Source organism: Hungatella sp. L36, from assembly GCF_014288035.1.
The window spans coordinates 494378-513789 of sequence record NZ_JACOPC010000001.1; the positions used below are offsets into that span (position 1 = coordinate 494378).

Below are 19412 nucleotides of genomic sequence, written 5' to 3' on the forward strand. Positions count from 1 at the left end.
AGCATCGGATATCCATCCGATGTGAAAATTGGTGCAAAGACGGCCTTATGAGCCAGCTCAACGTCCGTTTTTGCACCAATTTTCCCGCCGTCTGAACTGTTACCAAATTTTTAGGTTTTATTTCTGCGGCGGGAAATGGCTGTTGACAGATGTGTGATGGGATGATATAGTGTATATATAAACTATATACAATGATTACAATGAATGCGGGATAGGGATAACAGATTTGGAGGCGGTGCAGTGAATATCATCATCAGCAATTCCAGCGGTAAACCAATATATGAGCAGATCACATCTCAGATAAAGAATCTGATTATCAGCGGCCATCTGAAGGCGGGGGACGCCCTGCCCAGTATGAGAACTCTGGCTAAGGATCTGCGGATCAGCGTTATTACGACGAAGAGGGCGTATAACGATCTGGAGCAGGAAGGGTTTATAGAGACGATAACCGGAAAAGGCAGCTTCGTGGCGGCAAGAAACACGGAGGTAATACGGGAAGGAAACTTAAGGATCGCGGAAGAGTATTTGACGAAGGCCGTGGACATTGCCAGGAGAAGCGGCATTTCCTGTGAAGAACTGTGCGATGTATTAAAGATGCTCTATGACGGAGAGTGAGGGAATAACTATGGAATATGCAGTCAGAATACAAAATTTAAGCAAGCAGTATCCGGATTTTTCATTAAATAACATCAGCCTGGATATTCCCAAGGGAAGCATAATGGGGCTGATTGGGGAAAATGGATCTGGAAAATCCACGACAATCAAGGCCATGCTGGATATTGTGAAGCGTGACGCAGGTGAAGTCGAGATTCTGGGCATGGATATCAGGGAGCGGGAGCAGGACATTAAAGAGGAGATCGGCGCGGTCTTCAGTGAAAGCCAGTTCCATGATTTTCTCAACGCCGTTCAGATATCGGGAATTATGAAAAGAATCTATAAAAACTGGGATGAGGAGCTGTTTTCCTCTTATCTTTCCAGGTTCGCTCTTCCGGAGAAGAAAAAGGTTAAGGAATATTCAAGAGGAATGACCATGAAGCTGGCGATCGCGGCCGCACTGAGCCATCATCCGAAGCTTTTGATTCTGGATGAGGCGACCAGCGGATTAGACCCGGTGGCGCGGGATGAGATTCTCGATCTCTTCTTTGAGTTTATTGAGGATGGAGAGCATTCCGTGCTGATTGCCTCCCACATAACGAGTGACCTCGACAAGGTTGCGGATTATATTACGATGATCCACAATGGAAGCATCCTGTTCTCTGAGGAGAAAGATCAGCTTCTGGAGGATATGGGAATTCTGCGATGCGGGGAAGAAGCGTTCGCCGGGCTGTCCGGTGTCCGTATCGTGGGCGTCAGGCGGAATCCTTATGGAGTGGAAGCACTGATTCATGGGAGAGATATTGTGAAAAGAAGATATCCGGAGCTTGTGGTGGACCGGACGAACATCGAGGAAATCATGCTGTATTCCGTGAGGAGGGATCGAAAATGACAGGATTACTGATCAAAGATATGTATATCATGCGCCAGAGTATAAAGTCAATGCTGTTTATCCTTGTGGTGTGGTCAATAGCTTTTCTGGGAGGTAAAAAGACGGGAATGTTCCTGATTCCCATGTTTATCATGATAGCTGGAATGAATGTACTGAATCTGTTTTCCTATGACAGGCAGACAAAGTGGGAGACGTATGCTCTGACTATGCCGATCCCGCGCTGGAAGATGGTACTGGAGAAGTATCTTTACTCGGTCTGTATTGCTGCTTTCTTTGGGATTATAGCAGTGGCGGCTGTGGCCGCCGCGACAGCCATAAAAGGCATGGTAATGGGACCGGAATTTCTGTTTGAGCTGCTGATTAACTGGCTGACCGGCGTTGCCCTGGCATTCTTTTATAATTCGATCTCCATCCCGCTCACGTATTGGCTGGGTGTGGAGAAGGCCAGAATGATTCCCAGCGTTTTAATTGGAGTGGCAGTCTTTTTGATCGTAGCACTTGCGTCGGCGTATGGGGATGATATTGCTGTAAGTGACAGCACAGTGACTGCCGTCATCATCGCAGGAGCTCTGGGAACCGTTGTGATGATGGTGCTCTCGTACTTTATCAGCGTGTCGGTCTATAATAAAAAGGAGTTTTGATCTGTCTCCATCCCCATATGGTCCCTGTTTTCGGAACCATGAAAATCACTGCCGGCAGTCGTAAACAGTCCATATTCAGCGGCGAGTCCGTTTAAAAAGCTTTTTTCTGAGTCGGAGAATGCGGGATATTCGGTTTCTATGCCGTCGATTCCCAGGAGTGCCAGCTCCTTCAGCATGATGGACACCTCCTGTGCATGGAGGGACTGTTTCTGAAAATGGTGGTAGCAGTTATAAGGATGGGCCCAGACGGCTTTTCCTCCCGCATGGTGGATGGCTGCGATGCCGTCTTCCACAGTGATATTGGCTTCTGTCAGGGCTTTCGCATAGGAATCGACCAGTTCCGCGGCCTCCTCGCTGACCGCAGGGTAAGCTGCCCTGACGTGAGCCATGACATCTCGAAGCTGAAGGACATTTCCGCAGCTCATGGGGACATCCGGGATACGAATCGGATATCCTGACGCGGTTACAGCCTCTGCCAGTTCCTGGTAGACGGCTTCCGTCCGCTCTTTCCGGGCGGAGAGCAGCGCGCACAGCACCGGATCGGTCTCATCGAACCCGTAACCAAGCAGGTGGATGGATTGGGAAGTGGGGAGACTTCCCCAGAGCTGTTCCGCACACGTAATTTCCGTGCCGGTAACGTAGCGGATACGGCCCAGGCAGCACTGTCTGGCCCTGCCGATGCCCGACAGCGTGTCGTGATCCGTGACCGCCATGGCGAGAATTCCGCAGTTTACCGCCATGTCAACGACAGCTTCCACTTCGCAGATTCCGTCTGAACACAGCGTATGCATATGATAATCAACTTTCATAAAGCCTCCTGAAATAAAACGATTGTTTCCATTCTCTGGTCTATGACGATGAATCCCTCCACCTGTAAAGATGGAGGGATTTCTTCATAAATGTAACGGGTTTTCTTTTACTCGATTGTCGTACCGGCCTTGCCTGCCAGACTCGCCTTCGCCTTGGAAAGAGAGGTGATGATGGCGCTGCGGCCCTTGCCGTGTGTGACGAAGTCCACGGACGCTTCAATCTTCGGCAGCATGGAGGCAAATTCAAACTGTCCTTCGTTGATATAGCTCTCAGCCTCTTCGATGCTCATGTGTGAGATCGGACGCTCATCCGGCGTGCCGTAATTGATGGTGACGTTGTCGACACTGGTCAAGATCATAAGGACATCGGCGTCGATCTCCTTGGCTAAAAGTCCCGCCGCCCTGTCTTTTTCAATGACCGCGCTGGCGCCCTTTAAGTTATAGCCCTGTTCCATAACCGGAATTCCGCCGCCGCCGCAGGCGATGACGATCTGATCCGCATCCATGACTGCCTTGATTACGTCGATCTCCACGATAGAAACCGGCTTTGGTGACGCGATCACTCTGCGGAATCCCTTTCCGGGAATCTCTTCCACGTAATTTCCCTTTTCTTCCTCTTCCTTTGCCTCCCCGGCCGTCATGAAGCGGCCGACCGGCTTCATGGGTGTGTAGAAGGAGTCGTCGTATGGATCTACCATCATCTGGGTGAGGATGGTGGCTACTGGTTTATAGATACCGCGTTTTACCAGTTCTGCGCGGATTCCATTCTGTAAATCATATCCGATATATCCCTGGCTCATGGCTGAGCAGACGGACATGGGAGCAGAGGTATAACCGTCATGCTGTTTTCCGAATTCATTCATAGCCGTGTGAATCATTCCGACCTGCGGAGCGTTGCTGTGCGTTAAAGCAACCTGCCATCCGGCCTGGATAAAATCCGCGATTACTTTCGCCGTTTCAGTCACCGCTTCTTTCTGTTCCGGAAGATTTGTTCCCAGGGCATTGTGACCCAATGCCATAACAATACGTTTCTTTGCCATATCAGTTACCTCTCAGTTCGATGTAATTTAATCAAAAAAGTATAAGGATATTATATTATCTGGACAGAGAAAAAGCAACCAGTTCTTATTTTCACAGGATTGTGTGCCGGGCTGCCGTCACTGTATAAAGCACCCGCCGGCCCTTGTCATACCGGCGCTGCGGCGGGAACCGGACATAAAAATCAGGAAATGATAAGGAATAATTTAGAAAATTGGGGCTGGATATATTGCTAAGAAATGATATAATGTTCATATTAATATAGGTAAAGAGAGGTTAGAGACTGATGGTGGTTCTGTACCTGATACTTCCGCTTGTGTTTTACAGTCTGGTGACGGGTGTCATCGCGCTGACTCTGCCGTTACAGGCTCTGATGTGCACTCTGCTGGGTGCCGCGGTTACGTTTCCGGTACTCTATTACTGGCCTTATCGGTTCGATCAGGCCAGACGGGGCGTGATGCCGCCCATACCATTTCGGTTTCGGGGCTGCCTTCCCATCCTTATCCTTTTGGGAATTGGAATATGTTTATCTGTCAATAATATGATTAGTTTAACACCGCTGCCGGAATGGTCTCCCGGTTTCGAAGAGGTCGGGGAAGTGCTTTACTCCCCTCCGTTTCTGATTCAGATACTCGGGCCAGGGCTGGTGATACCTGCGGCAGAGGAGATGATATTCCGGGGGCTGATGTTTGCTCCGTTAAGAGACCGGATGGCGTTCTGGCCGGCCGCCCTGATATCGGCCGTACTGTTTGGGCTTTACCATGGCAATCTGCTTCAGGGAGTCTATGCATTTCTTCTGGGGCTGGTCATGGCATGGCTTTATGAGCGTTTTCAGACGCTGGCCGCTCCCTGGGTATTTCATGCTGCGGCAAATGTTACATCGATTGTTATTGTGAATACAGGACTTGGGATTCTGGCGGAGAAAAGGTCGGCGTTTGCGTTTTATACCGCTCTTGCGCTGGCAGTTGTTCTCTCGGTTTTTTGTTTGATCAGAATAGAACGTAAGACGAATATAAAGGAGGAAGAAGTGTGAAGTTATTATCCATTGCAATTCCATGCTATAATTCAGAGGCCTATATGAGGCACTGCATCGAATCGCTTCTGCCGGGAGGCGACGAGGTGGAGATTCTGATTGTCGACGACGGCTCCACGAAGGACCGTACAGCGGAGATAGCAGATGAATACGAAAGAAAGTATCCGGGTATCTGCCGGGCTATCCATCAGGAGAATGGCGGACACGGTGAGGCAGTTAATACAGGACTTCGCAATGCCGAGGGCATTTATTATAAAGTTGTGGACAGTGATGACTGGGTGGATGAGGCGGCCTATCAGGAGATACTCTCGACCCTTCGCCGGTTTGTATGCGGCGAGGAGACGCTGGACATGCTGATCAGCAACTTTGTCTATGAGAAACAGGGCGCGAAGCGAAAAAAGGTTATGAACTACCGGACGGCGCTTCCGCAGAACGAACTGTTTACCTGGGATGATGTGAAGGTCTTCATGCTGGGCCAGTATATTCTGATGCATTCCGTCATTTACCGCACGGAACTTCTGCGGGAATGCGGATTAGAGCTTCCAAAGCATACATTCTATGTGGATAATATTTTTGTATACCAGCCGCTTCCTCATGTAAAGACCATGTACTACTTAAATGTGAATTTTTACCGTTATTTTATCGGAAGAGAAGACCAGTCGGTGAACGAGGAGGTCATGATCGGCCGAATCGACCAGCAGATCCGCGTGACGAAGCTGATGCTTGGCTACTGCGACGTCACGAAGCTGAAGAAACGCAAGCTCCGCCGCTACATGGTGCGCTATCTCGAGATTATGATGACGGTTTCTTCCATACTGGCGATCAAGTCCGGGACAGAGGAGAACATGGCGAAGAAGAAGGAGCTGTGGCAGTATCTGCGCAAGCTGAATCTCACGCTGTATCTCCGGCTGAGATGGGGATTCCTGGGACAGGGAACGAACCTTCCGGGCAAGAGCGGCCGTAAGTTTTCCATTGCAGGATATAAGATTACACAGAAATTCTTCGGTTTCAACTGATTTGCAGAATTATAAAGTGAAAAAGAGCCTCCAGCCGATCGGATCGACTGAAGGCTCTTGATTATTATGGCGGCCCGAACGGCTGGCGTCGGGTGACCGTTTCGTATTAACTGATAGCTTTCTGCGTGACTTTCTTTCTGCTGGTGACGTAACCGTCCGTGTAGATAAACTGGAACATGACGTATGCCATCATGACCGCTCCCAGACCGTCGAACGCGGAGTGCTGTTTTAAGAAAACTGTAGCCAGACAGATGGAAACCATTAAGACAAAGGAACCAATCTGTACGGACCTATACTTCTTAAGCCGTTCACTGTGGCTGACTGCGATATGGACGCAGACGGAATTGTATACGTGAATGCTTGGAAATACATTGGTGCACGTGTCGGTGGAATAGAGCCACGCTACGATGGCGGAGCAGATATTCTTATCCGGGTTAATGACCGGCCGGAAGTCCGTTCCGTTCGGAAATATGGTGCATACCAGAAGGCTGATGGTCATTCCGGTGAACAGCATGGTACAAAGCTTGTAATAATCTTTAACATTTGTAAAGAACAGATAAAGGACTGCGCCCGCCACATAGGCGAACCAGAGCATGTAAGGAATTATGAAGTATTCGTTGAACGGAATATAATCATCGAGCCCGACGTGCATGATGTGATAATTGCTCGTCACCGTCTTCTCTAAATAAACGAACCAGGGAATGTAGATGAAAGCGTAGCATAAAACCCATGCGTGCCTGTACTTGTGAAGCAGATTTTTCATATAAGATCAACCCCTTCTGTTGTTAGGTGTGAGTTGTCAGATTCTGATACTATTGATATATATTACCAACTTCCGTGGATTATATCACACCAGTTTGGAGAGTACAAGGGGGTTAACGAAATGTTAAGATTTTTATTACGAAAGTTTAAGCTCCCATTTCTGCGGTCATGAGTACAATGCTCCTGTCCGGCTCATACTATCCGTGAGGTGATAAAAATGGACAAGGACCAGCAGGAAAAACTGGCGCAGAAGAAATCGAACGAGACCTTCAACAGCATTACCGAGAAGGTAAAGACGGAAAACCAGAATCAGACCCATAATTCACGCCGGGAAGGTATGGGACCGAATACGAAGAGAAAACCGATGTAAGAGATCGAACGTGCAGATGCAAAATGCCGATTTCCATGGATAAAGTCAAATTAGTCCATGGAATCGGCATTTTGTATTTTCAGGGATTGAATACACTGTGCAATTGTGCGGAAAGCAGAGATTTGCCGCACGAATAAAGTATGAGAAGAAAAAAGAGAAAATAAATAGAATATAACATGGAAAATACTGTTATTTCATAGTATAATATTATCATAAAACAGAGCAGTACAAGAAGCTTTGAAGGGAGGGTTTTATTATGGAAGGTAAGATTTCAAAACTGAGGGAAATTCTCGATGAGAGCAGGTACACGGTGGCTATCTGCGGCTCCGGCATGATGGAGGAGGGCGGCTTTATAGGGGTAAAGAATCCCGATAAAGCCTATGATATCGAGACGAAGTACGGATATTCTGCGGAAGAGATCTTTTCCAGCGCCTTCTATAATACACGGCCCGAGTTTTTCTTTGAATTCTATAAGAAAGAGATGCTGGAGAATCCGCCAGAGGACACGGATTCCGGTCCGTCACTGGCAGCGATGGAACGGGCCGGGAAGCTGCAGTGTCTCATCACCAGCAACATTTATGCAAAGGCTCAGAGGGCCGGCTGCAAAAACGTGGTGAATCTTCACGGGACGATCTATGAGAATAAATGCCCGCACTGCGGCAGGGAATACACCATGGAGCAGGTGCGGGATGCGAAAAAGATACTTCTCTGCGACAAATGCGATATCCCGATCCGCCCGCAGGTATCGCTGTTCGGTGAAATGGTGGACAGCCGCCTGATGACGAAGACCTCCAATGAGATATCGAAGGCAGAGGTCCTTCTGCTTCTCGGAACGACGCTGGACTCCGAGGTATTCGGAAACTACGTGAAATATTTTACCGGGCGGTGGCTGGTGATTATCCATCCGAACCGCCACTATTTGGACGACAAGGCGGATATGCTGTTCTTGGATTATCCGAAAAATATCCTGCCGGGTCTGGGTTACAAATAAGCGGAAAGTCTGAAATACGTCTCTACGGGGAACTGCTGAATCAGCAGTTTCCCGTATTAATTTTCCGCATAAATTTATTATCTTTTTCTAAAAAGGTTGTAAGGATCCCGATCTTTGTGTATAGTATAATGGCAGACTTTTTATAGGAAAGGAATATCAGGATGTTACAAAGTTATATAATGGTTTTTTTTATTTCCATGGTACCGCTCATTGAGCTTCGCGGCGCCATTCCTTATTCCCAGGTGATGGGCCTGCCTCTTTTAGAGTCGTATATCATCGCCATTATCGGAAACATGCTCCCGGTTCCGATCATCTATTTATTTGCCAGAAAGGTTTTAGAATGGGGAGCGGACAAGCCCGTGATCGGCGGATTTTTCACGTGGTGTCTGGAAAAAGGAAAGCACGGCGGCGAGAAGCTGCAGGCGAAGGCAGGCAAAGGGTTGTTTATCGCTCTGCTGCTGTTCGTAGGAATCCCGCTTCCAGGTACGGGCGCGTGGACCGGTACGCTGGCAGCCAGCCTTCTCGACATCGACTTCAAATCCAGTATCCTCGCAGTCATGGGAGGCGTACTTCTTGCCGGAGTCATTATGGGACTGGCCAGTGTGGGCGTTTTGGGAGCGCTTAATTCTGTTATTTTTTAAAGCCGGGCCGCAGGGACCGGGGAGGAGGAATTCCTATGGAACTGAAGAATGAAGATGGGCTGACCGAGAAAGAATTCTTAGCACAGTACAGGCCCGGAAATTATGAGCGGCCGTCGGTGACTGTGGATATGCTGATTTTTGCAGTCGATCCGGAGGCAGAGGATGAGGACCCGGAGCTTCTGCTGATCCGCAGACGGAACCATCCGTGTATCGGCCAGTGGGCTATGCCGGGCGGATTCGTGAATATGGACGAATCGCTGGAGGAAGCCGCGGCCAGAGAGCTGGAGGAGGAGACCGGGATCACCGGTGTCTGCATGGAACAGCTCTATACATGGGGCAGTGTAAAACGTGACCCGCGGACGCGGATTATCTCTGTATCGTATATGGCGGTTGTGCCGAAGGACGAACTGAATCCGGTCGCAGGAGACGATGCAAAGGAGGCCGTGTGGTTTCAGGTTAAGAAAAAGAAGCTGTCGGATCTGGCAGATGGTGCGACATACGCCCTGACTGTGGAGAACGAGGAACGTCATATTTTCATCGGATACCGGATTACGGAAGGATATACCCACATGGGACTCATGTGGAAGAAGGATACACATGCGGAACTGCTGCCTGCGATCGATGTGAATGACACGGAAGCGCTGGCTTTCGACCACGCCTATATTTTAAATACGGCGCTGGACCGTCTGGAGGAGATGCAGAAGGAGTACCGCGAACAGCTGGAATGACGAGGCAAAAGACCGCTGCCGCAGGGCAGAGAGAGGGCCGGGAAACCAAAGAAGCATACTTTGGTTTCCCGGCCTTTTGTATGAAAGGCGTTATCAGGCACTGCGTGATCCATGCAGTACGTTCCGGGGATGGGGAGGTCAGACGCAGCCCTCTTCACAGGTGAGCAGAAAGCTGGCTTCCTCGTAATCTTTTTTATCTACGTATAAATAGTATTCTCTTATGGGCTTTGTCTGTATCATGGGGGCGGATGTGGAAATGAATCCCGGTCTTATCGGATTCAAATCGCACTCCTTTATGATATAAGGAATCTTATTCTTCTTCAGAATCCGTCCGATACGGGAGCATTCCACCATGGAAAAACCGGAGTACAGCTCTTTGCGGTTAAATATGGTAATCATGGTCAAATCCCCCTTTCTTCTTAGTTTCAGTATACCACTTCCGGTTCCGGACTTCTTTACATTTTCATTAAAAATCCATACGGTTTTAAAACAGAACAGTTCCTTAGCAAAGCTTCTGAAATATTTAAAGAAAAAATTAAGATTTGGCTGGTAGAATAGGGAACGAAAGTAAATGAGGAGGCGGCCAATGTATAAGATACTGATTGTCGAGGATGATGAGGTAATCGGCAGAACCGTGCAGAATCACCTGCGGGAGTGGGGCTATGAGGCGGCCTGTGTGAAGGATTTGAAGCATGTGCTGGCCGAATTTGCGGCTTTCGAACCGCATCTCGTCCTGATGGACATCCTGCTGCCATACTTTAATGGCTGTTACTGGTGCGGAGAGATTCGAAAGCTTTCCAATGTGCCTGTGATCTTTCTGTCCTCGGCGTCCGACAACATGAATATTATTATGGCGGTTTCCATGGGAGGCGATGATTTTATAGCAAAGCCCTTCGATCTGAATGTGATGACGGCCAAGGTCCAGGCTATGCTCAGGCGGACGTATGATTTTGCAGGGGATCACCACCTGATCGAACACGGCGGAGCAGTCCTGAACATCAATGACGCCACTCTGACTCATCAGGAGACGAAAGTGGAACTGACCAAGAATGAATTCCGGATTCTTAAGCTTCTCATGGAACAGGCGGGGCGTACCGTCTCCAGGGAAGAGGTGATGACGAGGCTGTGGGAGACGGACAGCTATGTGGACGACAATACGCTGACCGTCAATGTGAACCGGCTCCGGAAGAAACTGGACGGCGTTGGCCTTGAGGATTTCATTGTCACGAAGAAAGGCATGGGGTACATGGTAAAATGAAGGGAAGGAAGCTGCTGTCTCTGACAGGCCTCTATTTAAAAAGGAATCGTACGGTAATTACGGCGGGCGTCTGCGGCGGAATCCTGTGTGCGGCCGTATTCTGGCTGTACCGTCTTCCCGTGGAGGCGGTGCTCTACGCCTGGATTCTGGGAGCGGTGCCGGGGCTCCTTCTGTCCGTCCGAAGCTTTTCCCGTTACTGCAAAAAATGTGGGGACTTAGAGCGAATGGCGGCCCAGAAGACGGGGTATGCGGAACCCTTTGAGGAGACCTCCGATCAGCTGGAGCTTCTGTACCGGAGGCTTCTCGCCTCTTCCTATGAGGAGAGGGACCGGCTACTTCGGGAGGAAGAGGAGAAGCGGACGGAGATGAAAGACTATTATACCATGTGGGTTCACCAGGTAAAGACCCCCATCGCGGCCATGAACCTGATTCTTCAAACACACCCTGGCGGAGAAACGGACCACAGCCAGCTGTCCAATGAGCTTTTTAAGGTTGAACAGTATGTGGAAATGGTGCTTCAGTACCTGCGGGCGGACAGCCCTTCCGCCGATCTGGTCATCCGGGAATGCTCGCTGGACGCCATCGTCAAAAAAGCCATTCACAAGTATGCTCCGGTATTTATCCGGAAAAAGATCGCACTCGATTACAGACCCGCAGCCTGTCTGGTACGGACCGATGAAAAATGGCTTCTGTTCGTCATAGAACAGCTTCTGTCCAATGCGTTAAAGTACACGGAGAGCGGCAGAATCTCGGTCTATCAGGAGACGGAAAGTCCCTCCGAACGGAGCTCGGCAAAACGTAAGGCGGGGGAAGTCATACGGACGCTGGTGATCGAAGATACGGGAAGAGGAATCACCCCGGAGGACATCCCCAGGGTGTTCGAGAACGGGTATACGGGCTGTAACGGCCGAGCGGGTCAGGGATCGACGGGAATCGGCCTCTATCTGTGCAAAAAGGTCATGACCCGTCTGGCGCACGAGATGGTGATCGAATCGGAACCAGGAGTGGGGACGAAAGTGAAGCTGCGCCTGGATATGACGAAATTTATACCGGAATAGAGAGGCTTCTGAAGCTGGCCTATGAAATAAATAGCCCCTTAATCCTTTGAAACAGGGATTTCTTATGGATTCCCATGGATTCCAAATACGCTTTTTCCGCCTGTTTCATGGCTTTTTTGGGGTTATATCCGGATATGGGCGTGCGGGATTTGCCAGGGCGTCCATGGGTGTTTTCAAATTCCTGAATGGTGTAGGCGCCCCTCTGGCGTGCGCGCTGTTCAAAACTGCTGTACATGGAAATACCTCCTTCCGCTGCATGGATAACGATCTGTTTGTGATTTCAGTATACCACCGGAATGCGGTCCCAGTCTTTAAGCTTCCCTTACATTTTTGTAAGGATACGCAGAAAAATGTAAGCCTCATCGATGGCGGCCGCTCTTTCCCGTCTGATATACTGCTGTCATAGGAAAGGAGGCAGCATTATGCCATTGCTTGAAGTGAATCAATTAAAAAAGGTCTATACCACCCGTTTCGGAGGAAATCAGATAAATGCACTGAACGGAGTCAGTTTTACGGTGGAAAAGGAAGAATACGTCGCGATCATGGGAGAGTCAGGATCGGGGAAAACCACACTATTAAACATTTTAGCCGCTCTTGACAAACCTACCGGAGGCGCCGTCCTCTTAAACGGAAGAGATATGAAAACGATTCCGGAGGGAGAACTGGCCGCGTTCCGCAGAGACCACTTAGGCTTCGTGTTTCAGGATTTTAATCTGCTGGATACGTTTTCTCTGGAGGACAATATCTATCTGCCCATGGTTCTGGCAAAGAAGAGCTACGGGGAAATGAAACAGAAGGCGGACCCCATAGTGGGAAAGCTGGGGATTAAGGAGCTTATGAAGAAATTTCCGTATGAGGTCTCGGGCGGCCAGAAGCAGAGGGCGGCGGTTGCCAGGGCTCTGGTGATGGACCCGGCGATCATTCTGGCGGATGAGCCTACGGGCGCGCTGGATTCCCGGGCTTCCGACCAGCTTCTCGATCTGTTCGGAGGAATCAACCGGGAGGGGCAGACAATCCTGATGGTAACCCACAGCGTCAAGGCGGCCAGCCATGCAAAACGGGTGCTGTTTATCAAGGATGGGGAGGTGTTCCATCAGCTCTACCGCGGCGAAATGACGGAGGAGAAGATGTATCAGCGGATTTCCGATACTCTGGCCGTCTTAGAGGCGGGAGGTGGCCGCGATGAATAACCTGTTTTACACAAGGCTGGCCATTCAGAATTTAAAGAAAAATTCAGCCGTCACGGTTCCGTATCTTCTGACCTGCATCGGCTCCGTGATGATGTATTATATTATCTCTTCCCTGACGGGGAATCCGGGCTTTGCCCGTATGCGGGGAGGCGGCTCCATGGCATTTATTCTGATGCTTGGCTGCGTGGTCATGGCCGTGTTCTCCGTAATGTTTCTCATTTACACCAACAGCTTTCTGGTGAAACGGAGAAAGCAGGAATTCGGGCTGTTTCAGGTCCTGGGCATGGGGAAAAAGCATCTGGCCCGAATCATGGCGATCGAGACGCTGCTTACGGCGGCGGTGAGCCTGGTGTCCGGGATTCTGCTCGGTTTTCTGCTGTACCGGGTCTTTGCGCTGCTGCTGTACCGCCTGATGAAACTGGATATTTCCTGGGATTTCAGTTTCGTCCCGGAGGCGGCTTTTGCGTGTGTGAAGCTCTTTGGCGTCATATTTCTGGTGATTCTCTTCTATAATATATGGCAGGTCGTAAAGGCGAGGCCGGTGGAAATGCTGGCGGGAAAGCAGGCGGGGGAGCGGGAGCCGAAGGCGCCGTGGCTGCTGGCTGTGCTGGGTGTCATTTCTCTGGCGGCGGGGTACTGGATTGCTGTCTCGACGGAGCGGACAGCGATGATCATTTTTGCCTTCTTCATCGCGGTTCTGTTCGTGATTGCCGGTACCGGCCTCTTATTTACTGCGGGAAGCGTTACGCTGCTGAAGCTGCTGAAAAAGAATAAAGGCTATTATTATCAGACGCGCCACTTCATCTCTGTCTCAGGTATGATATACCGGATGAAACAGAATGCGGCCGGTCTGTCTGTGATCTGCCTTCTGTCAACAGCGGTTTTAGTCATGCTTTCTTCCACGGTTTCCCTCTATGTGGGACTGGACGATGTGATGAGAAACCGTTTTAAACGGGATTACGTGGTGACGGTGTACGATTATTCCGACGACACGGCCGCGAAGACCGACGGGATTGTGGAGAGTGTCTTAAAGGATGCGGGGGAGACCGCAAAAGGGCTTGTCAGCTACCGCTATGTCAGCTTTGCCGCGGTGGATACGGGAGACGGCTACGAGGTAAGGGAGGAGAATCTGGCGGACTACAACAGCCTGGACTATCTCTTCTTCATGACTCTGGAGGACTATAACCGGATTTCAGGGCAAAATGTCAGCCTGCGTGATGATCAGGTGATGGTGCTTGCGGATGGGATGCGTTACGACCGGGATACATTTTCCATCTTTGGAAGACGGTACGATGTCGCCGGCTTAAAAGGCCAGACCGTAGAGGACGGTATGGACGCCATGGGGTCTGTGGGAAGCCTTCATATCGTCCTGCCGAATTTTTCCCAGCTGGAGGAGATGGAGAAAAAGCAGGCCGAGGCCTACGGGGAGGCGAAATCCAGACCCATTTACTATGTGGCCTTCGACGCCGGAGACGGCAAGGAGGGGTCTGCCAGACTGTACAAAGATCTGGAGGAACGGTTAAATGGTCTGGGATTGACCTGCCGCCTCGAATCCGCAGCCATGGAGCGGGGGTCCTTTTTCTCCCTGTACGGAGGGCTGTTCTTCGTCGGACTGTTTCTGGGAACGCTGTTCGTGATGGCGACGGTGCTGATTATCTATTACAAGCAGATTTCCGAGGGCTACGAGGATAAGAAGCGGTTTGAAATCATGCAGAATGTGGGGCTGTCGGCCCGCGAGATCAAGAGCGCCATCCGTTCCCAGGTGCTCACCATGTTCTTTCTGCCTCTGGTTACGGCCGCTGTCCATATCTGTTTCGCATTTCCGATGATCGCAAGGCTGCTGGCACTGCTGAATCTGCGGAATGTCGGGCTGTTTGCCGTGTCCACGGCCGGGGCGGTACTGCTGTTTGCTGTCTTTTACGGGGTGATCTATGGGGTTACTTCTAAAAAATATTATGAAATTGTAAAGAGGTGATGTGTCAGTGAAGATTCTGATGGGGATCATGGGGTCCATATCCATCGTTGTGCTGCTTTTATTCATACAGGAGATCCGGAAGGAACTGGAAGAAGAGCGCTGGTGGAGGGACCGGGGAAAATCTTAATGGTTTCTTAGCACCATTTTCTCTCATAACAGTCTATAATGAATGACGATAAGAAGACTACGATGAGACGAAAAGGAGAGCACTATGAAACCAGGAAAGAAAACACTTGGAATCCTGACGGTAATCGTCATCCTTGCGGTTTATACCGCATGCTTCGGCCTTGGAAAAGACATTAAGGGCGCGGGGGACATGAGATTTGGAATCGATATCCGGGGCGGCGTCGAGGCCGTATTCGAGCCAGTGGGCTTAGACCGGAATCCCGCGCCGAATGAGATCGAAGCGGCCAGGAATATAATCGAGACGAGACTGGATGATAAGAATATCACGGACCGCGAGGTGACAACGGATAATGAAAAGGGTTATGTAATCGTCCGTTTTCCGTGGAAATCCGACGAAAAGGATTTTAAGCCGGAGGCTGCCATCGCGGAACTGGGCGACATGGCCAATTTGACCTTCCGGGATGAGAGCGGCACTGTAATGCTGGAGGGAAGGGACATCTCCACCAGCCGGCCCGTAGAGTATTCGGACCAGACCGGAATTAAAAAATATGAGGTGGAGCTGCAGTTTACAAAGGACGGCGCGGACAAATTTGCCGATGCTACCGGTAAACTGGTAGGCCGCCGCATGGGAATCTACATGGATGAGGAGCTGATCTCCAATCCGGTGGTGCAGGACAAGATTACGGGCGGCAACGCCGTGATCAACGGCATGGAGTCGTATGCGTCCGCAAAGAGCTTATCGGACAAGATCAATGCGGGTGCCCTGCCGTACGCCATGGAGACGAAGAACTTCAGCACCATCAGCCCGAGCCTGGGCTCTAATGCCTTGAATATCATGGTATTTTCAGGTGTGGTAGCATTCTTCTGTATCTGTATTTTCATGATCGCCATGTACCGCCTGCCGGGAATGGTGGCATGCTTTGGCCTGATTCTTCAGACCTCCATACAGCTGCTGGCGATCTCGATCCCGCAGTATACGCTGACACTGCCCGGTATCGCCGGTATCATACTGACCATAGGTATGGCGGTGGATGCCAACATTATCATCAGCGAGCGTATCGGTGAGGAGCTTGGAAACGGCGTTTCGCTGACCGAGGCGGTCAAACGGGGATACAAGAGGGCTTTCTCTTCCGTGCTGGACGGAAACTTGACGAGCGCTATCGTGGCGATAATCCTGATGTTCTTCGGTTCAGGCACCATGCTGAGCTTCGGCTATACGCTGCTTGTGGGCCTGATCATCAACCTGGTGGTGGGCGTCTGGTTCTCCAGGACTGTGCTTCTTTCCATCATACGGGAAGGCAGATTCCACGATTTGAAGTGGTATAAGGTGAAGAAGAACCAGAAGATTTATCCGATCATGAAACGGAGATACATATGGTTTGCCATCTCCATCTGTATGCTCCTGGCCGGCGTGCTGGGATTTATGAAGAACGGAGTGAGCCTGGACACCCAGTTTACGGGCGGAACGACGTTAAAGTATGAGATCGAGGGCGCGGCCGATGTGAATTCCGACGCCGTTGCTGCCAAGGTATCCGGCGAGACCGGAAGAAATGTAAATGTCCGCCTGACAAAGGAGGATGGCCTTGGAAAACAGTTCATGGTTCTGACCTTTGCAGGGCAGGAAGGCATCAGCCCGGAGAGCCAGGAATACGTGACGCAGATCTTAAACGGCTATCAGGATGGCTTTACGGCGACCCTGTCGGAGACGTATGCGGTTCAGCCGTATATGGGGCAGAAGACGCTCCACAACGCCGTGATCGCCATGGTTCTGGCGGCGGTACTGATAACGGTGTATGTCTGGATCCGGTTTTCCATCCTTTCGGGCCTTTCTGCGGGAGTATCTGCGGTGATCGCGCTGATCCACGATGTGCTGATCGTGCTGTGTGCGTTCCTGATCTTTGCGATTCCGCTGAATGACGCGTTTGTGGCGGTGGTGCTGACCATCATCGGTTACTCCATCAATGATACGATCGTCATCTATGACCGGATCAGAGAGAACATGAATCTTCATAAGTGTAAAAATATCGACGAGCTGGTGGATACCAGCGTATCACAGAGTCTTGGACGGTCGCTGCACACCTCGCTGACGACGTGCATCAGCGTACTGATCCTGGTGATTGCATCGTGGCATTTTGGGATCCAGTCCATTTTTGAATTCTCCCTGCCTCTGTTATTCGGACTTGTGAGCGGATGCTTTTCTTCTATTTGCGTGGCCAGCGTGATTTGGGCCATGTGGAAAAACGCCCATAAGGCAGAAAGTAAAAAAAGATAAGGCATAAAATGAGCACGCCTGGCGCAGACAGGGACCGGATTATCCGGTTCCGGCCTCCGCCGGGCGTGCGCTCTTATTGTAAGAAAATTTTAATCCGTATCCGTGCAATTTTGTGCTATACTGTTTAAGGAAACAAGCGAGAATTCCCCCACCTCTGCAGGTGGAGGGATGAAACGCCAAAAACAAGCTTAACGGCAGTGGCGGGCAGAGAAAAATCGGTATCCCTCGCTGACATGAAGTCAAGCCGCGCATCTATAAGATGTAGTCGCACTCTGTGAAATTATCGAGCGTGGATTGAAACAAGGAAATACTACAGATAAAAATCGGCATATAAGATTTTACCTGGCAGTTGTCCGGCCTAAGGCGGGACAGCGGACCGTACTGTGTGCCGATGCAGGATAAAGGTTATTGTACATAATACAGAATACAGGATGACACGGGGAGAAACAGACATGGTAAAACGCTTTAACAGAATATGGAGCATTGCAATCAGCTTAAGCCTTTTGGCTTCGGTACCGGCCTTCGGTGATATTCCGATCGTCCCGCCCATAAGCGGCGGATCGGATAACGGAATTTCAGGGCCGGAGACAGCGGGACCTGGCGGGGATAATACCCAGAGCGGCCCGGGAGCTTCGACGGGAACAGGGAATTCGACGGGAACGGGAACTTCCGCTGGAACAGGGAACTCGACAGGGCCGGGTACTTCCGCAGGCCCAGGGGCCACCCAGGGAAGCGGGACCGGCGGCAGTGTGGTGAACACATTAAAACAGCCGGAGATCCAGGCTCAGGGCGCGGTGCTCATGGATGCGGCCACGGGAAATCTGCTTTATTCGAAGGAGGCAGAGACGAAGTTTTACCCGGCCAGCATCACGAAGCTGATGACAGCTCTTCTGGTAGCGGAAAAGTGCAGTCTCGACGATACGGTTACATTTTCCAAGACAGCGGTTACGAATCTGGAGTCCGGTGCTGTTACACTGGGACTGGTGGAAGGGGACAAGCTGACGGTGCGTCAGAGTCTCTACGGTCTCCTTTTAAAATCTGCCAACGAGGTGGCCAACGGTCTGGCCGAGCATACGGCGGGGAGTATCAGCAAGTTTGCGGACATGATGAATGCCAGGGCGAAGGAGCTGGGCTGTACGAACACGAATTTCGTCAATCCGAACGGCCTCAACAATTCCAACCACTATACGACGCCTCATGATATGGCGCTGATCGCACGGGCGGCATTTCAGAATGGTACGGTAAGCAAGATCGCATCGACCTTAAGCTACCAGATTCCGGCGACGCAGAAGGCGGCGGCCCGCACGATATCCCTGGGCCACAAGATGCTTTATCCCAATGACGCCAGATACTACCAGGGCGTTATCGGAGGAAAGACCGGATATACTTCACTGGCAGGCAACACGCTGGTGACATGTGCGGAGCGGGACGGCGTGCGTCTGATCGCGGTTATCATGAAGAGCAAGTCTACACAGTATACGGATACCTCGGCTCTGCTGGACTACGGTTTTGCGCTGAAGAGCGGAGGCTCCCAGACTGCAAAGTGGCAGCAGGAGGGGGCAAAGTGGTACTTTGTAAAGAACGACGGAAACCGCGCCGCCAATGAGTGGATGACGATAGACGGGGCTGATTACTGGTTCGATTCCGACGGGACCATGGCTACGGGCTGGCGCCATTATTCCAACGACGCGTGGTATTACTTCAAGTCCGGCGGCGCTATGGCTTCCAGTACCTGGGTGGAGTCCGACGGCCAATGGTTTTACCTGGGCGCCGATGGGGCGATGATGAAGAATACGGTGACTCCGGATGGATATACGCTGGATGCGTCCGGCGTATGGGTGAAGTAGAAGACAATCCGCCATACAGGACGATCCGGACAGAGGTGATAATTTGAACGAATTTGTCATGGAACAGCTTATCTATGTGCTGAGGCTGGTGTCCGCCGCGTTATGCGGCGGACTAATTGGTTGTCAATTGCCCATGTCAAATGCCCGATAAAGCGGGGCAGGTTCAGGCAT

The 19412-nt window shown here is 50.7% G+C and carries 21 protein-coding genes; 16 read left to right on the plus strand and 5 right to left on the minus strand.

From position 1 onward, the window contains the following. Positions 1-240 precede the first annotated feature (240 nt). From H8S80_RS02055 to H8S80_RS02065, 3 genes are read left to right on the plus strand one after another with little or no spacing between them, the layout of a single operon-like run. Entirely contained in the window at positions 241-615 is a 375-nt protein-coding gene (locus H8S80_RS02055; protein ID WP_002600546.1) for a GntR family transcriptional regulator, read from the plus strand. A 10-nt stretch (positions 616-625) separates the two neighbouring features. Beyond that, positions 626-1486 carry an ABC transporter ATP-binding protein gene (locus tag H8S80_RS02060; RefSeq protein ID WP_117630105.1) on the plus strand — a complete coding sequence of 287 codons (861 nt, stop codon included), beginning with the start codon at positions 626-628 and terminating at the stop codon, positions 1484-1486. After that, entirely contained in the window at positions 1483-2127 is a 645-nt protein-coding gene (locus tag H8S80_RS02065; RefSeq protein WP_117630106.1) for an ABC-2 transporter permease, read from the plus strand. The genes H8S80_RS02060 and H8S80_RS02065 overlap by 4 nt, the downstream gene beginning before the upstream one ends. Here the strand turns inward: H8S80_RS02065 and H8S80_RS02070 are convergent. Then, positions 2106-2936: a PHP domain-containing protein gene (locus H8S80_RS02070; protein WP_117630107.1), complete on the minus strand. Its 831-nt coding sequence runs from the start codon at positions 2934-2936 to the stop codon at positions 2106-2108. The two genes, H8S80_RS02065 and H8S80_RS02070, sit on opposite strands and share 22 nt — an antisense overlap. Before the next feature lie 107 nt (positions 2937-3043). Next, positions 3044-3976, minus strand: coding sequence for a carbamate kinase (arcC, locus tag H8S80_RS02075; RefSeq protein ID WP_002600542.1), 933 nt, complete (start codon positions 3974-3976; stop codon positions 3044-3046). A 284-nt stretch (positions 3977-4260) separates the two neighbouring features. Between arcC and H8S80_RS02080 the strand changes: the two genes are divergently transcribed. Further along, positions 4261-5007: a CPBP family intramembrane glutamic endopeptidase gene (locus tag H8S80_RS02080; protein WP_025530795.1), complete on the plus strand. Its 747-nt coding sequence runs from the start codon at positions 4261-4263 to the stop codon at positions 5005-5007. Next, complete coding sequence (locus H8S80_RS02085; RefSeq protein ID WP_002600540.1) at positions 5004-6023, plus strand: glycosyltransferase family 2 protein; 1020 nt, start codon at positions 5004-5006, stop codon at positions 6021-6023. The genes H8S80_RS02080 and H8S80_RS02085 overlap by 4 nt, the downstream gene beginning before the upstream one ends. Positions 6024-6129: 106 nt before the next feature. Here the strand turns inward: H8S80_RS02085 and H8S80_RS02090 are convergent, their stop codons facing one another. After that, positions 6130-6786, minus strand: a complete 657-nt coding sequence (locus H8S80_RS02090) for a phosphatase PAP2 family protein (RefSeq protein ID WP_002600539.1) — start codon at positions 6784-6786, stop codon at positions 6130-6132. A gap of 216 nt (positions 6787-7002) precedes the next feature. On the opposite strand from H8S80_RS02090, the gene H8S80_RS02095 reads away from it, so the two are divergent. The 4 genes from H8S80_RS02095 (at position 7003) to H8S80_RS02110 (ending at position 9515) form a co-directional block, all read left to right on the plus strand. Beyond that, positions 7003-7155, plus strand: coding sequence for a hypothetical protein (locus H8S80_RS02095; protein WP_002600538.1), 153 nt, complete (start codon positions 7003-7005; stop codon positions 7153-7155). A gap of 256 nt (positions 7156-7411) precedes the next feature. Then, complete coding sequence (locus H8S80_RS02100) at positions 7412-8146, plus strand: SIR2 family NAD-dependent protein deacylase (RefSeq protein WP_002600537.1); 735 nt, start codon at positions 7412-7414, stop codon at positions 8144-8146. Between the two features lie 161 nt (positions 8147-8307). Continuing rightward, complete coding sequence (locus tag H8S80_RS02105) at positions 8308-8787, plus strand: COG2426 family protein (RefSeq protein WP_002600536.1); 480 nt, start codon at positions 8308-8310, stop codon at positions 8785-8787. 35 nt (positions 8788-8822) lie between these two features. Then, the gene (locus tag H8S80_RS02110) at positions 8823-9515 is read left to right on the plus strand and encodes an NUDIX domain-containing protein (RefSeq protein ID WP_002600535.1); all 693 of its coding nucleotides are present in this window, start codon (positions 8823-8825) and stop codon (positions 9513-9515) included. A 138-nt stretch (positions 9516-9653) separates the two neighbouring features. On the opposite strand, the gene H8S80_RS02115 is transcribed toward H8S80_RS02110, so the two are convergent. Next, positions 9654-9914 (minus strand): putative signal transducing protein, encoded by a 261-nt coding sequence (locus tag H8S80_RS02115; protein ID WP_055660234.1) that lies wholly within the window; start codon positions 9912-9914, stop codon positions 9654-9656. A gap of 187 nt (positions 9915-10101) precedes the next feature. Between H8S80_RS02115 and H8S80_RS02120 the strand changes: the two genes are divergently transcribed. Then, the gene (locus tag H8S80_RS02120; protein ID WP_117630108.1) at positions 10102-10773 is read left to right on the plus strand and encodes a response regulator transcription factor; all 672 of its coding nucleotides are present in this window, start codon (positions 10102-10104) and stop codon (positions 10771-10773) included. Next, positions 10770-11831: a sensor histidine kinase gene (locus H8S80_RS02125; RefSeq protein ID WP_117630109.1), complete on the plus strand. Its 1062-nt coding sequence runs from the start codon at positions 10770-10772 to the stop codon at positions 11829-11831. Before H8S80_RS02120 ends, H8S80_RS02125 begins: the two co-directional genes overlap by 4 nt. Positions 11832-11850: 19 nt before the next feature. Here H8S80_RS02125 and H8S80_RS02130 read toward each other — a convergent pair whose 3' ends face one another. Beyond that, on the minus strand, positions 11851-12066 hold the full coding sequence (locus H8S80_RS02130; RefSeq protein WP_025530798.1) for a hypothetical protein: 216 nt from the start codon (positions 12064-12066) through the stop codon (positions 11851-11853). Between the two features lie 187 nt (positions 12067-12253). Here H8S80_RS02130 and H8S80_RS02135 point away from each other — a divergent pair, with 187 nt between their 5' ends. From H8S80_RS02135 to H8S80_RS02150, 5 genes are all read left to right on the plus strand, one after another. Beyond that, positions 12254-13021, plus strand: coding sequence for an ABC transporter ATP-binding protein (locus H8S80_RS02135; protein WP_002600529.1), 768 nt, complete (start codon positions 12254-12256; stop codon positions 13019-13021). Beyond that, the gene (locus H8S80_RS02140; protein WP_117630110.1) at positions 13014-14996 is read left to right on the plus strand and encodes an FtsX-like permease family protein; all 1983 of its coding nucleotides are present in this window, start codon (positions 13014-13016) and stop codon (positions 14994-14996) included. Before H8S80_RS02135 ends, H8S80_RS02140 begins: the two co-directional genes overlap by 8 nt. 1 nt (position 14997) lies before the next feature. Continuing rightward, positions 14998-15123 (plus strand): hypothetical protein, encoded by a 126-nt coding sequence (locus H8S80_RS34575; protein WP_270467472.1) that lies wholly within the window; start codon positions 14998-15000, stop codon positions 15121-15123. An 84-nt stretch (positions 15124-15207) separates the two neighbouring features. Then, positions 15208-17394 carry a protein translocase subunit SecF gene (secF, locus tag H8S80_RS02145; protein ID WP_117630111.1) on the plus strand — a complete coding sequence of 729 codons (2187 nt, stop codon included), beginning with the start codon at positions 15208-15210 and terminating at the stop codon, positions 17392-17394. 452 nt (positions 17395-17846) lie between these two features. After that, positions 17847-19241: a serine hydrolase gene (locus H8S80_RS02150; RefSeq protein ID WP_117630112.1), complete on the plus strand. Its 1395-nt coding sequence runs from the start codon at positions 17847-17849 to the stop codon at positions 19239-19241. Positions 19242-19412 lie beyond the last annotated feature (171 nt).

What these genes read in the sequence shown, in the direction of transcription:
- H8S80_RS02060 (WP_117630105.1), top strand. Translation starts at nt 626, where the DNA reads ATGGAATATGCAGTCAGAATACAAAATTTAAGCAAGCAGTATCCGGAT.
- H8S80_RS02065 (WP_117630106.1), top strand. Translation starts at nt 1,483, where the DNA reads ATGACAGGATTACTGATCAAAGATATGTATATCATGCGCCAGAGTATA.
- H8S80_RS02070 (WP_117630107.1), bottom strand. Translation starts at nt 2,936, where the DNA reads ATGAAAGTTGATTATCATATGCATACGCTGTGTTCAGACGGAATCTGC.
- arcC (WP_002600542.1), bottom strand. Translation starts at nt 3,976, where the DNA reads ATGGCAAAGAAACGTATTGTTATGGCATTGGGTCACAATGCCCTGGGA.
- H8S80_RS02080 (WP_025530795.1), top strand. Translation starts at nt 4,261, where the DNA reads ATGGTGGTTCTGTACCTGATACTTCCGCTTGTGTTTTACAGTCTGGTG.
- H8S80_RS02090 (WP_002600539.1), bottom strand. Translation starts at nt 6,786, where the DNA reads ATGAAAAATCTGCTTCACAAGTACAGGCACGCATGGGTTTTATGCTAC.
- H8S80_RS02095 (WP_002600538.1), top strand. Translation starts at nt 7,003, where the DNA reads ATGGACAAGGACCAGCAGGAAAAACTGGCGCAGAAGAAATCGAACGAG.
- H8S80_RS02100 (WP_002600537.1), top strand. Translation starts at nt 7,412, where the DNA reads ATGGAAGGTAAGATTTCAAAACTGAGGGAAATTCTCGATGAGAGCAGG.
- H8S80_RS02105 (WP_002600536.1), top strand. Translation starts at nt 8,308, where the DNA reads ATGTTACAAAGTTATATAATGGTTTTTTTTATTTCCATGGTACCGCTC.
- H8S80_RS02110 (WP_002600535.1), top strand. Translation starts at nt 8,823, where the DNA reads ATGGAACTGAAGAATGAAGATGGGCTGACCGAGAAAGAATTCTTAGCA.
- H8S80_RS02115 (WP_055660234.1), bottom strand. Translation starts at nt 9,914, where the DNA reads ATGATTACCATATTTAACCGCAAAGAGCTGTACTCCGGTTTTTCCATG.
- H8S80_RS02120 (WP_117630108.1), top strand. Translation starts at nt 10,102, where the DNA reads ATGTATAAGATACTGATTGTCGAGGATGATGAGGTAATCGGCAGAACC.
- H8S80_RS02125 (WP_117630109.1), top strand. Translation starts at nt 10,770, where the DNA reads ATGAAGGGAAGGAAGCTGCTGTCTCTGACAGGCCTCTATTTAAAAAGG.
- H8S80_RS02130 (WP_025530798.1), bottom strand. Translation starts at nt 12,066, where the DNA reads ATGTACAGCAGTTTTGAACAGCGCGCACGCCAGAGGGGCGCCTACACC.
- H8S80_RS02135 (WP_002600529.1), top strand. Translation starts at nt 12,254, where the DNA reads ATGCCATTGCTTGAAGTGAATCAATTAAAAAAGGTCTATACCACCCGT.
- H8S80_RS02140 (WP_117630110.1), top strand. Translation starts at nt 13,014, where the DNA reads ATGAATAACCTGTTTTACACAAGGCTGGCCATTCAGAATTTAAAGAAA.
- secF (WP_117630111.1), top strand. Translation starts at nt 15,208, where the DNA reads ATGAAACCAGGAAAGAAAACACTTGGAATCCTGACGGTAATCGTCATC.
- H8S80_RS02150 (WP_117630112.1), top strand. Translation starts at nt 17,847, where the DNA reads ATGGTAAAACGCTTTAACAGAATATGGAGCATTGCAATCAGCTTAAGC.